Source organism: Sorangiineae bacterium MSr12523 (assembly GCA_037157775.1).
GTDB classification, from domain to species: Bacteria; Myxococcota_A; Polyangia; order Polyangiales; family Polyangiaceae; genus Pendulispora; species Pendulispora brunnea.
On sequence record CP089982.1, the window covers coordinates 12,878,002 to 12,889,947 of the forward strand.

Annotated in this window: 11 protein-coding genes; 9 read left to right on the forward strand and 2 right to left on the reverse strand. The window is 63.5% G+C overall.

Features of this window, described 5'->3' with window-relative positions:
- The first annotated feature begins 12 nt into the window (after positions 1–12).
- The 6 genes from LZC95_51250 to LZC95_51275 all read left to right on the forward strand — a co-directional run bounded on the left by LZC95_51250 (position 13) and on the right by LZC95_51275 (position 7,237).
- Complete coding sequence (locus LZC95_51250) at positions 13–1,338, forward strand: sugar ABC transporter substrate-binding protein (GenBank protein ID WXA94787.1); 1,326 nt, start codon at positions 13–15, stop codon at positions 1,336–1,338.
- A 1-nt stretch (position 1,339) separates the two neighbouring features.
- The gene (locus LZC95_51255; GenBank protein WXA94788.1) at positions 1,340–2,248 is read left to right on the forward strand and encodes a sugar ABC transporter permease; all 909 of its coding nucleotides are present in this window, start codon (positions 1,340–1,342) and stop codon (positions 2,246–2,248) included.
- Positions 2,241–3,101: a carbohydrate ABC transporter permease gene (locus tag LZC95_51260; protein WXA94789.1), complete on the forward strand. Its 861-nt coding sequence runs from the start codon at positions 2,241–2,243 to the stop codon at positions 3,099–3,101. Before LZC95_51255 ends, LZC95_51260 begins: the two co-directional genes overlap by 8 nt.
- 23 nt (positions 3,102–3,124) lie before the next feature.
- Entirely contained in the window at positions 3,125–4,465 is a 1,341-nt protein-coding gene (locus LZC95_51265) for a GH1 family beta-glucosidase (protein WXA94790.1), read from the forward strand.
- A gap of 83 nt (positions 4,466–4,548) precedes the next feature.
- Complete coding sequence (locus LZC95_51270; protein WXA94791.1) at positions 4,549–6,441, forward strand: hypothetical protein; 1,893 nt, start codon at positions 4,549–4,551, stop codon at positions 6,439–6,441.
- A 28-nt stretch (positions 6,442–6,469) separates the two neighbouring features.
- Complete coding sequence (locus LZC95_51275) at positions 6,470–7,237, forward strand: glutathione S-transferase N-terminal domain-containing protein (protein WXA94792.1); 768 nt, start codon at positions 6,470–6,472, stop codon at positions 7,235–7,237.
- Here LZC95_51275 and LZC95_51280 read toward each other — a convergent pair.
- Positions 7,201–7,575, reverse strand: coding sequence for a YbjQ family protein (locus tag LZC95_51280; protein WXA94793.1), 375 nt, complete (start codon positions 7,573–7,575; stop codon positions 7,201–7,203). The two genes, LZC95_51275 and LZC95_51280, sit on opposite strands and share 37 nt — an antisense overlap.
- Positions 7,576–7,828: 253 nt before the next feature.
- On the opposite strand from LZC95_51280, the gene LZC95_51285 reads away from it, so the two are divergent.
- The 3 genes from LZC95_51285 (at position 7,829) to LZC95_51295 (ending at position 11,026) form a co-directional block, all read left to right on the forward strand.
- Positions 7,829–8,119 (forward strand): hypothetical protein, encoded by a 291-nt coding sequence (locus LZC95_51285; GenBank protein WXA94794.1) that lies wholly within the window; start codon positions 7,829–7,831, stop codon positions 8,117–8,119.
- A gap of 28 nt (positions 8,120–8,147) precedes the next feature.
- Entirely contained in the window at positions 8,148–9,188 is a 1,041-nt protein-coding gene (locus tag LZC95_51290) for a DUF6492 family protein (GenBank protein ID WXA94795.1), read from the forward strand.
- 104 nt (positions 9,189–9,292) lie between these two features.
- A complete protein-coding gene (locus LZC95_51295; GenBank protein WXA94796.1) occupies positions 9,293–11,026 on the forward strand; it encodes a hypothetical protein in 1,734 nt (577 codons plus the stop codon).
- A 6-nt stretch (positions 11,027–11,032) separates the two neighbouring features.
- Here the strand turns inward: LZC95_51295 and LZC95_51300 are convergent, their stop codons facing one another.
- Complete coding sequence (locus LZC95_51300; GenBank protein WXA94797.1) at positions 11,033–11,899, reverse strand: hypothetical protein; 867 nt, start codon at positions 11,897–11,899, stop codon at positions 11,033–11,035.
- Positions 11,900–11,946: the final 47 nt, after the last annotated feature.

Genomic DNA, 11,946 nt, shown 5'->3' on the forward strand with positions numbered 1-11,946 from the left:
GAGGGATCGGTCATGCGTACCCACCGGATTGCCGTTGCCGCCACCTTGGTCGTCGCCTTTACCGCCGCCTGTAGCCGGTCTTCGGATCCGGGAAATAAGAGCACCGCGGGCGAGAGCAGTTCCAAGCCCGCACCCAAGACGCTCACCTATTGGGCGAGCAATCAGGGCACCAGCCTGGACAACGACAAACAGATTCTCGAGCCCGAGCTGAAGAAATTCGAACAGCAAACGGGCATTGCGATCCATCTGGAGGTCGTCCCCTGGTCGGATTTGCTCAATCGGATCCTTGCCGCCACCGCGTCGGGGCAGGGGCCCGACGTGCTCAACATCGGCAATACCTGGTCTGCATCGCTCCAGTCCACGGGCGCGTTCCTGCCGTTCGACGATGCCACCATGGAAAAAATCGGCGGTAAGGACCGATTCATGGCTGCACCGCTGGCCGCCACGGGCGCCGAGGGCAAGCCGCCCACGGCGGTGCCGCTCTATTCGATGGCCTACGGCCTCTATTACAATAAGAAGCTCTTTCAGCAGGCCGGCATTGCCAATCCGCCCGCCACCTGGGACGAATTGGTGGCCGATGGAAAGAAGCTCACCGCCAACGGCAAATATGGCCTGGCCATCGAGGGCGGAAACGTCTCGGAGAACGTTCACCACGCTTTTGCGCTGGCCAAGCAGCACGGGGCCGACTTCTTCGATGCCTCGGGCAAACCCACCTTCGATAGCCCCGGTGCCGTGGCGGCCATCAAGCAATACGTCGATTTCATTGCCCAGGACAAAATCGCTGCGCCGGGCAATGCGGAATACGCGGCCAATCAATCGGTGACCGACTTTGCGTCGGGAAAGGCGGCCATGCTCATGTGGCAGGTGGCCGGCGTCAAGCTCACCACGCACGGCATGAGCCCGGACGACATCGGCGTGGCGCCCATTCCCATTCAGGCCGGTGCCTCGGGAAGCAAGGCCACGGCGACCATGGTGGCGGGCATCAACATCGCCGTATTCAAGAATACGAAGAACCTCGACGGGGCGTTGCAGTTCGTCAAATTCATGACGAGCAAGGAGGAGTCCATCGCCCTCAACAAGACGTATGGATCCATCTCGCCGCTCAAGGAAGCGCAGGACGATCCGGCGTTCAACACCCCCGAGTTGAAGACCATTTCGGGCGTGCTGGCCACGCGTGCGGCCCCACTGCCGCAGGTTCCCAACGAGAGCCAATTCGAGACCCTGGTCGGTACGGCGGTGAAGAATTTGCTCGCGGCCGCCGCCGCCGGCAAGCCCACCACCACGGAAAGCGTCAAGGCGGAGCTCGTGAAGGCGCAGCAGCAAATGCCGGCCTCGTGACGTGAAGCCGCGCTATCGGCTTTTGCCGTACCTCCTACTGCTCCCCGCCCTCGTGATGGAGCTGCTGATTCACATCGTCCCGATGGCGGTCGGCATCATCATGAGCTTCAAGCAGCTCACCCAGTTTTTCATTCGCGATTGGACCGCCGCGCCGTGGACCGCGCTGAACAACTACCGCATTGCGGTGGATTTCAGCGCGCCCATCGGCCAATCGTTGCTGAACTCTTTCTGGGTGACCTGCAGCTTCACGCTTTTTGCGGTCGCCTTTTCATGGCTGCTCGGCGTGGCCGCGGCCATCTTCATGCAAGAGCCATTTTGGGGCCGTGGGGTGCTGCGGGCGGTCTTCTTGGTGCCGTATGCCCTGCCGGTGTACGCGGCGGTCATCACTTGGTCGTTCATGTTCCAGCGCGATACTGGGCTGCTGAACCACGTGTTGCACGACCAACTGCACCTGGTGGCGGAGAAGCCATTTTGGCTCATTGGCGACAACAGCTTCATTGCCTTGGTGGTCGTCTCGGTTTGGAAAACGTGGCCATTTGCCTTTTTGACCGTGATGGCCGGCCTGCAAAACGTCCCGCGCGAGCTTTACGAGGCCGCGGCCATGGATGGTGCCACCGTGTGGCAGCAGATTCGCGAAATCACCATGCCCGCGCTGCGGCCGGTGAACCAGGTGCTGGTGCTCGTGCTCTTTCTTTGGACGTTCAACGACTTCAATACGCCGTACATCCTATTCGGCAAAAGCGCGCCCGAGGCAGCGGACCTGATCTCGATTCATATTTACCAATCGTCGTTCGTCACGTGGAACTTCGGCTCGGGCTCGGCGATGTCCGTGCTCCTCTTGCTTTTCCTGCTGGTGGTGACGGGCATCTACCTGGTCGTTACCGCCCGATGGAGGGATGCGGATGCCTAAGCCGGCCTCGCCCATGGCCCCCTCGGCGACATTCGTCTGGGTGCGTCGTATCTTCCTCGTTGCGTTGACGCTCTTCACGCTTGCCCCTGTGTTGGTCATGGCAAGCTCCTCGCTGAAGCCGCTGCAGGACGTGCAAGGTCCGTTTCGTTGGATCCCGAGCTCGCTCACCGTGCGGCCCTACATCGATATATGGTCGACGGTGCCGCTCTGGGACTACTTCGTCAACTCGCTGATCGTTTCCCTGAGCGCGACCATTCTCTCTGTAGTGATTGCGATTTTTGCCGCCTATGGTGTGAGCCGTTACCGCTTCCGCGGACGCAAGATCTTCACGGTGACGGTGCTGTCCACGCAGATGCTCCCCGGCATACTCTTCTTGTTGCCGCTGTTCTTGCTTTTCGTCAGCATCGGGAACTCCACCGGGGTGGCGCTTCACGGCAGCCGGCTGGGACTCATTTTGACATACCTCACGTTCTCGCTTCCGTTCTCCATCTGGATGCTCGTGGGCTATTTCGAGTCCATCCCGCGCGAGCTGGATGAGGCGGCGGCGGTGGACGGATGCGGGCCACTTCGTACGCTCCTGCAAATCGTGGTTCCGGCTGCGGTGCCCGGCATCATCGCCGTGGGCGTGTACGCCTTCATGACCGCGTGGGGTGAGGTGCTCTTCGCATCGGTCATCACCAACGATCGCTCACGGACGCTCGCCATCGGACTGCAAGGGTATGCTACGCAATACGATGTGTACTGGAACCAAGTGATGGCCGCCTCGCTCGTCGTCAGTGTGCCCGTGGTTGCAGGTTTTCTCCTGCTCCAACGCTACCTGGTCGCCGGGCTTACCGCAGGCGCCATCAAATGATCCCACCGAAAGGGGGCATCGCCGTGACCGACCTTCGAGCTCTCCCGAAAGATTTCCTCTGGGGCGTGGCCACCGCCTCGTACCAAATCGAAGGTGCCGCCCGCGAAGACGGACGTGCGCCGTCCATCTGGGACACCTTTTCGCATACACCGGGCAAGGTGGCGAACGGGGACACGGGCGATGTGGCGTGCGACCACTACCACCGCTGGCCCGAGGATTTGCGGCTTGCGAAAGAGCTCGGCGTGGACGCGTACCGCTTTTCCATCGCATGGCCGCGCGTGGTGCCCCTGGCCGATGGGCGCGTGAACGAGGCGGGGTTGGCCTTTTATGACCGCCTCACCGACGCGTTGCTCGAGGTGGGAATCACACCGTTCCCAACGCTGTACCATTGGGATCTTCCGCAGGCGCAGCAGGATCGCGGCGGCTGGCCCGAGCGCGAGACGGCCCAGCGCTTTGCCGATTATGCGGCCGTGGTGGCGAAGCGGCTCGGGGACCGTATATCGAATTGGTGCACGCTCAACGAGCCACTCTGTTCGGCGTGGATTGGACACCTCGACGGAAGCATGGCCCCGGGCTTTACCGATCTGAACGCCGCCGTGCGGGCCTCGTTCCATTTGCACTTGGGCCACGGCCTGGCGGTGCAGGCGTTGCGCGCGGCGGTCCCCAAGGCGAAGGTCGGCATCGTGAACAACTTGAGTCCGATCCTGCCCGGAACGGACAACGAGGACGACGGAGCCGCGGCGCAGCGGGCCGACGGGCACGTGAATCGATGGTGGCTCGATCCGATCCACGGGCGCGGGTACCCGGCCGACATGCTCGAGGTGTACGGCGTAGACCTGCCGCTGCAGAATGGCGACTTGCAGACGATTGCCGCGCCGCTCGATTGGATTGGGCTCAATTACTACTTCCGGCAAGTCGTCACCGACGATCCTTCGTGCCCTGCGCCGTTCGTCCGCCAAATCCGCGGCCCGAACCTGGAGCACACGGCGATGAATTGGGAAGTGCACGCACCCGGGATCGAGGAGCTTTTGCTGCGCCTCACCCGGGAGTACGGGGCGAAGAAGATTTACGTCACCGAGAACGGCTCGGCGTACGAGGACACGGTGGGCGCGGACGGCTCGGTGCACGATCCCAAGCGGGTCGCGTATTTGGAGCAGCACCTCGCCGCGTGCGCACGCGCCGTGGAGCAGGGCGCGCCGCTGGCCGGGTACTTCGCATGGTCGCTGCTGGACAACTTCGAGTGGGCCTACGGTTACGCGAAGCGTTTCGGCCTGGTGCGCGTCGACTACGAGACGCAGAAGCGCACGATCAAGTCCAGCGGGCGACGCTACGCGGAGATCATTGCGGCGCACCGCGCGCGCTGACCCCGATTTAAGGGGGCGTTGCCGCATCGTCGCGCAAACGTCACGAAATCGAGCCGGGCCTGGGAGACCATGCCCGGCAAATCGTGAAGCGTGCATTTGCAATCATCTCGGGCGTCGTCTTTTTCTTTTGTGCTTGCGGAGAGGACGGCTCGTCCATTGCCTCTCTTCCGGATGCGGCGGTTCCCGATGCGGCCACCGTCGACGTGGCGATTCCCGATGCGGGGCCGGCCATGTGCCAGGTGGAGCGGCCCAAATCGCGCTTCACCGTGGCGGTGGTGCCGGACACGCAGTACCTGTTCGACCAGGACCGCATTTACCCCGAGGTGCTGACGGCGAGCCTGCGCTGGATTGTCGATCACGCGCGCGAGTACAATATCGTATTTACTGCGGGCCTGGGTGATATTACCGAGAATCATCTGCCCAGCGAGTTCGAGGCCGCGGCCGGTGTGTACAAGATTTTGGACGACGGCGGGATGCCTTACAGCTCGCCCGCGGGCAACCACGACATGACGCGCTCCTCGCAATTCGACGATGCGCGGGGCAAGGAGCCGTACCTCGATTACTTCTCGCCGACGCGGCCGGGGAACCATCCCACCTTGGGAGGGGCGAGCCCCAATGGCTACAATAGCTATTACATCTTCGATGGCGGGGGGCAGCAGTGGCTCTTGCTGGCGCTGGACTGGCGCATGTCTCGAGATTCGATGCGCTGGGCGGAAAAGGTCATCGACGAGCACCCGGCGTTGCCGGTCATCGCGACCATGCACGAGATGGTCGACCGGCGCGGTGCCGCGGGCGATCCGCCCAACGAGAGCGGCGTTCTTTCGAGCTATGGGCAGACGGTTTGGGACAACTTGATCAAGAATCACGATCAGATCTTTCTGACCTTGAATGGCCACTTCTGGACGCCCGCCCGCACGACCTTGAAGAATGCCGCCGGGCACGAGGTGCATCTGCATTTGACGAATTATCAGGACCGCTATTACGGCGGCAGCGGGATGATTCGTTTGTACGAGTTCGACCTCGAACACGGGACCATCGACGTGTCGACGCGCTCTCCGTACATGGAGGCCATTCCGGCTGCGCAGCGTCTTCCTGCACAGGAGCAGGAGGTGGAGCTGGTGGACGCGGACAATCGCTTCGTCGAGACCATCGACTTCGGGGCGCGTTTTTCCGGCTTCCGCGGCCCGGCCGCACCACCGCCGCCGGCCCCCTTGTCGGTGGAGCAGGTCGTGGTACCCGGCACCGTCGCGTATTATCGATTCGAGAACACCGCCGGCGGGGCCGTGGGCGATACGATTCCCGATCGATCCGGCCGCGGGAACGATTTGACACGGGTCACGTCTTCGGGCGGTGCCGCGGCCGACATCACGTGGACCAACGAGTACCACCCCGCTCAACCGAGCCGGGGTGCCCTATTTTTCAATGGCTCGAAGAGCAAGCCGCCGTCGTACTTGCGCACGGTAGATTCCGCGCCGGTCAACACGATGACCTTCGCCGGCGGCTACACGATCGAGGCCTTCGTGCGGCCGCCGGCCGATTGCTGCTCGGACCACGCGTGGATGGGCGTGCTCAGTCGATTCGCCCCGGGCAGCGCCTCCGGCAAAACGGGCGACGACCCGAGCGAGCCTCTCGCCACTTTGTCTTTCACCGACTCGCCGATGCTGCAATGGGCCATCTTTCCGACGAACTACGACGGCATCAAGACGAACTGGAGCCACATCTTCGCCGCTGATATTTGGCACCACGTGGCCATCGTCAACGACGGGCACCGCACCGTGATGTACGTCGACGGCGCCCCGGAGGTGCGCAACCCGCGCTCGGAAACCGTGGGCATCGCTGCGGCCGACAAGCCGTGGCTCATCGGCGCCTATAGTTACGACAGCAAGGTCGAGCAAGCTTATTACGGCTGGCTCGGCGACGTGCGCATCGTGGATCACGCGCTCACACCCGCCCAATTCATGACCGCGCGACCCTGATGCTCCAGCAATGGTAGCCTGCGCATGCATGCGCGAGCTCCTTGGCGAAGATTTCTCCCCGTGGACGGAAAAGGCGTGTTGGGCACTGAACCATCACGGTATTCCGTATTCCTTTCGGCAGTACCAGCCCATGTTGGATGAACCGGGGCTTCGCCTGCGCACGCGCAATTTTCGCTCGAAGGCGACGGTGCCCGTGCTCTTCGACGACGGCGGCATTTATCCCGATTCGTTCTCCATCGCGCGGCACGCGGAGAGCCTCGGCGGCGGCAGCGCGCCGCTGTTTCCCGAAGGCCACTCGGAAGACGTTTCGGCCTGGAACGACCGGAGCGAGGCGGCCCTTCGTGCGGGTCGCGCGTTGTTTCTCGTGCGGCTCGCCGGCGATCGCGCGGCCCAACTCGACAATCTGCCGCCGTTCGTTCCCCGCGCCCTGCGCCCTGCGTTGCGTCCGCTCGTCCGATCCGGCATCGGCTACCTGCGCTGGAAGCACGGCATCGATGACGGCGCCGTCACCTACGCCCGCACCCAACTCGAGACTGCGCTGAACACCCTCCGCGAGGCCCTCTCACGCGGTTCGAACTACATCCTTGGTACGTTCTCCTACGCCGATGTCGCCATGGCCGTCGTTTGCCAATTCATCCAGCCCGTGGCCGATCGCTACATCCCCCTCACCCCGGCCAACCGCACCTGCTGGACCGAGGACTCGCTCGCACGCTCCTTCGAAGACATCCTCCGTTGGCGCGACGATGTGTACACACGCCATCACCGAGCCACTTCGACCCGCACCGCCGTGCCGTAGGCCAGCACCTCCGTCGTGCCCTGCGTGAACTCGGTGGCATCGTAGCGCATGCCAATGATCGCGTGTGCCCCGAGAGATTCGGCGTGCTCGAGCATTTTCACGTAGGCCTGGTGCCGCGCCTCCTCGCAAAGCGTCTCGTACTCGCGGATGTTGCCGCCGCCGAGCTGCTTGAACGCGCCCACGATGCCTTGCCCGAGGTTCAGCGAGCGCACCACGATGCCTCGGACGATGCCGAGGTAATCCACGACCTTGTGCCCGGCCACCTCGTTGCCGGTGGTCACCACCACATGAACGCGCGCTTCGATGCCGCTGCGGTACGGATTCGTCGTCTGGCTCATGAACCGGTCATACGCCGGCGCGCGTCGGAACGCTCGATGTGCGTGACGCACTGTGCGTAGATGCGCACGGCGTGTGGCAGATTTGTCGCGAGGGGCGGCTCTTTTTTGCACTTGTTTCGAAAGTTTCGCACCCTCACTGAAGTTTCGCGGTGGCACGGGGTGTGCGAAGAGGCGCGGTCGAACGAGCACGCAGGGCACCATTCGTGTGCTCGTTCCGCCGGGGGGCCCACGTTGTCGAGGAGAGCTCGCCAGCATGAATACCCTTCAAAATCTTCCCATCGTTCTCCAACATCAAGATGACGGTTCGGTGCTCGCGCACTGCCCGCTCTTGCCCGAGTGCAACTGCAAAGCGCCGACGCGCGCCCAGGCGCTGCGGACGATGCAGCAGCTCGTCCGCCATGCGCACGCGAACCACGTGCTACCGCCCATCAAATACGAAGTGATTCACTTGGCTGTGGGATCCGTGACGGAGGATGGTCAGCGTCTCGCCAAGCGGATGCAACGCCGCGTTGCACCCGAGCGACCGCGAATCGAGCTTTTGTAGCCCGTCGAAGGCGTACCATCGATGGGTGATGCCACGCGATATCGCATTACCTGAAATCGACGTATTGGTGCCGGTGGCACCCAAGGACACTCGAAACGTCGCGGCCTGTATCGGCCATTTGCTTCGACACAGTCGAAACCCGATACGGGCCATTCACCTCGTCGCGCCCGCGTCGTTGCCGGCCAATGTGCCTACGCCCGCGGCCCTATCGCGTGACATCCCCATCGTATGGATCGACGAAGCCGCCCTCGAGCCCTCGCGCGCGCAGGTCGAGGCGGCGCTCGCCGAGGCCGGCTGCCGTCATGAAAATGCATCTTGGTACTTTCAACAGCTGACCAAGCTTTCATGCTTTCGCGCCGTGCCGCGCGCCAATCGCCATTTGCTGGTGCTCGATGCGGATTACACCTTCGTGGCGGATATCGAATTCGTCAATGCCTCGGGGCAATCGCTTTTGCCGATGGGCTATCCGTTGCATTGGAACCTCGAGACACGCGATCACGTCGTGCCGGAGGAGCACACCGCGCTCGCCTCCGCCGCGCGGCTGGTGCCGGGATGGGCGACCGTCGACGCGTACAGTGGGATGCAGCACCATATGGTGTTCGATCGCACCATCGTCGACGAGCTGATTCGACGCGTCGAACGCCACCACGGGCTCCCCTTTTGGAAAGCATTTCTGGCCACCGCCGACGCGAGCAAGTGGACGGGCGCGTCCGAGTACGTCCTCTACCGGCACTTCGCCGCCGCCGCATTCCCCGAGCGCGTGGTCTCGCGACACGTCGGTGCCATCGACGTGATCCAATCGGCCAAAACGGCTGCGTTCGATTTGGCCGACGTGCTCGCCGCACCACGGCGCCATGGCGTTCAAGCGGTGGGGTGCCACAGCTTTCTCGATTACGAACAACGGCTCGCCACCATGGACTACATCCCCGAGTCGCTGCGTTCGCGGCTCGTCGCATCGTCGCGCCCCCTCATGCTCGACCTCGATGACGGCCGCCTGCGCATCGAGTCCGCGATAACGCCGCTCTCGCTTTGGGGAGCGCAACCGGATGGGCACGTCAGCCTCGGTTGAATCGTTTCTGAGGTCATCCATCATCGATGTTGCCGCGCACGCTCCTGCGAGGGTGTTACGCTCCGGCGCCTCACCACGCGATCGTCATTCGGAGGCGATGAACGATGAAGAAGCTCACGGGCTTGGGGTGTCTCGTAGGAACGATGTCCTTGATGGCATGTGGCTCGAGTCCGCCGCCCGCGCCGGCGGCGCCGCCACCTGCTCCACCGCCGGTTGCCCAGACGTCCGCGCACAGCGCGCCGGCACCCGTTCAAGGGGATGCGCTCACGAAATGGGGAGAGGGCGCGATTCTGTTCGACGATTTGGGCGGCTTCTCCCGCAAGGTGACGACCTCGTCGCCGGAGGCGCAAAAGTACTTCGACCAAGGGATGCGGCTGCTTTACGCCTTCAACCACGACGAGTCGACGCGCTCGTTCGTCAAGGCGGGGCTGATCGATCCCGGATGCGGCATGTGCTGGTGGGGCGCGTCGCTGGCCCTGGGGCCGAACTACAACATGCCCATGATGCCTGATCGCGCGCAGGCGGCATGGCAGGCGCGCAACCTGGCGCTGCAAAATGCCTCCAAGGGTACGCCCGTGGAGCAGGCGCTCATTAATGCGCTGGCCAAGCGTTACAAAGGGCCGGAGCCGCTCGAGCCGCCGCAAATGCAGCCCTTCCTCGAGGCCTATTCCGCCGCGATGAAGGATGCCGCAAAGCGCTTCCCGGGCGATCTCGACGTGCAAACGATGTATGCCGAATCGAAAATGATGCTCAATCCGTGGAAACTCTGGTCGGCCGACGGTAAGCCGGCGCCGGGCACGGAGGAAATCGTGGCCACGCTCGAAGCGGTCCTGGCCAAGGATCCGAACCACCCCGGCGCGAATCATTATTACATTCACGCCGTGGAGGCGTCGCCGCATCCAGAAAAGGCCGTCCCCTCCGCCGAGCGCGTGGCCACCATGATGAAAGGGGCAGGGCACCTCGTGCACATGCCCGCGCACGTGTACCAACGCGTGGGCCGCTACGACGATGCCGTGGAAGCGAACCGCCAGGCCATCGTGGCCGACAAGAGCTACATGAGCAAGATTCGCCCGCTCGGCTATTACGGAATGTACACTGCGCACAATCGTCTCTTTCTTGCCTATTCGGCGGCCATGGAAGGCCGCAAGGCCGAGACGCTCGAGGCCGCACGCAACGCCGGGGAAAGCCTCCCGCCCGAGGTGCTCGGCATGATGCCGGGGTTGGACTGGTACCTCTCACCGAAGTACACGGCCCTGATCCGATTTGGCATGTGGGACGAAATGCTCACGACGCCGGCCCCCGAGGCGAAGTACACGCTCCTTACGGGCATGTGGCTCTACGCGCATGCCGTTGCCAGCGCCGAAAAGAAGAAGGCGGCTGACGCCGAGGCCGACGTCGCCAAGCTGCGCAAGCTCATTGATGGATTGCCCGCCGACATTCAAGCCGGAACGAACGACGCCAAGCTCGTCATGACCGTGGCCCTGCGCGTGAGCGAAGCGAGTGTCGCCAAAGCGCGCGGAAACGCCGCCGAGGAGATCCGTCTCCTCACCGAGGCCGTCGCCAAAGAGGATACGCTGGCCTATGACGAACCGGCGGACTGGTTCTATCCCGTGCGCCAGCTGCTCGGGGCCGCCCTGCTGACGAATGGCAAGGCCGCACAAGCGGAGGCCGTGTACCGCGAGGATCTGCGCCGCAATCCGAAGAACGGCTGGTCGCTGTTCGGGCTTTCGCGTGCCTTGCGCGCGCAAAAGAAGACCAAAGAGGCCACCGAGAGCGAGCAGGCTTTTCAAAAAGCCTGGCAACGCGCCGACACCAAGCCGACCAATTCCGCGTACTAACCATATCTAGAGATGCCTGCTGGGCGCCAGCCAACGCACGGCGCCTGCGGCAACCGCAATTTCGACGGGGTCGTCCAGTTCCCACGGTTCGTCGTCGAGGTGCGCCCAGCGCCCGAGCCCGTGGATGCGCACGCGTTCGGCGCGGATCGTTTCGAAGGCGGGAAGGGAGAGATCCTCTTCCTTTTCCGCCCGTCGCAACGCGTCGATGATGGTCCGCTTTTCCTCGGGGCAAATGCACACCAGCTCGAGCTTTCCATCGTCGAGGCGCGCACGGGGCGCCAGGGTCAGGGCCGGCCCCAAGCTGCGGGCGTTCATGACCGCCACCAGCACGTAGTCGCCGGAAAGATCGCGCCCGTCGGCCTGCACCTCGTAGCGGTGTGAGGGGTACGTCTCCAAGGCATTGGCAATCAACGTGAAGGCGCGGCTGGCCTTTTTCTTGTGGCGGTCGCTCGCTTTCTCTCCGAGCACGTGGCCAAGAAAGCCGGCGCTGAATCCCTCGACGAAATACGACTCTTTCGGTCCCGTGCAGAGTGCACCCAAATCGATGCGCCGCTCCACCGGTGTCGCCAACCCTGCGATCGCCGCCATCGGTTCGAGGCAGAGCCCGAGCGAGCGTGCGACATTGTTCACGGTGCCCATGGGCACGATGGCCATTCGCAGCTCGGTGTGCGCGAGCCGTTTGGCCACGGTGGCCACCGTCCCATCGCCGCCTGCGGCCACGACGACGTCAGCGTGCTCCGACAGATCCGGATCGAGGTGCTCCTCGGAGACGCGAAACTGCACCTTCCAACCAATGCGGTCGAGTGCGGAAACGAGTTCCGCTTCGGTCGTCGCCCCGCCGGCGCCGGGATTGAAAAGCAGCGCTGCCCGCATGGCGTGGCTCGCGATGCACGGCGTGGACCTACTCTTGGCCCTCTCTA

What these genes read in the sequence shown, in the direction of transcription:
- LZC95_51250 (WXA94787.1), top strand. Translation starts at nt 13, where the DNA reads ATGCGTACCCACCGGATTGCCGTTGCCGCCACCTTGGTCGTCGCCTTT.
- LZC95_51260 (WXA94789.1), top strand. Translation starts at nt 2,241, where the DNA reads ATGCCTAAGCCGGCCTCGCCCATGGCCCCCTCGGCGACATTCGTCTGG.
- LZC95_51275 (WXA94792.1), top strand. Translation starts at nt 6,470, where the DNA reads ATGCGCGAGCTCCTTGGCGAAGATTTCTCCCCGTGGACGGAAAAGGCG.
- LZC95_51280 (WXA94793.1), bottom strand. Translation starts at nt 7,575, where the DNA reads ATGAGCCAGACGACGAATCCGTACCGCAGCGGCATCGAAGCGCGCGTT.
- LZC95_51285 (WXA94794.1), top strand. Translation starts at nt 7,829, where the DNA reads ATGAATACCCTTCAAAATCTTCCCATCGTTCTCCAACATCAAGATGAC.
- LZC95_51290 (WXA94795.1), top strand. Translation starts at nt 8,148, where the DNA reads ATGCCACGCGATATCGCATTACCTGAAATCGACGTATTGGTGCCGGTG.
- LZC95_51295 (WXA94796.1), top strand. Translation starts at nt 9,293, where the DNA reads ATGAAGAAGCTCACGGGCTTGGGGTGTCTCGTAGGAACGATGTCCTTG.
- LZC95_51300 (WXA94797.1), bottom strand. Translation starts at nt 11,899, where the DNA reads ATGCGGGCAGCGCTGCTTTTCAATCCCGGCGCCGGCGGGGCGACGACC.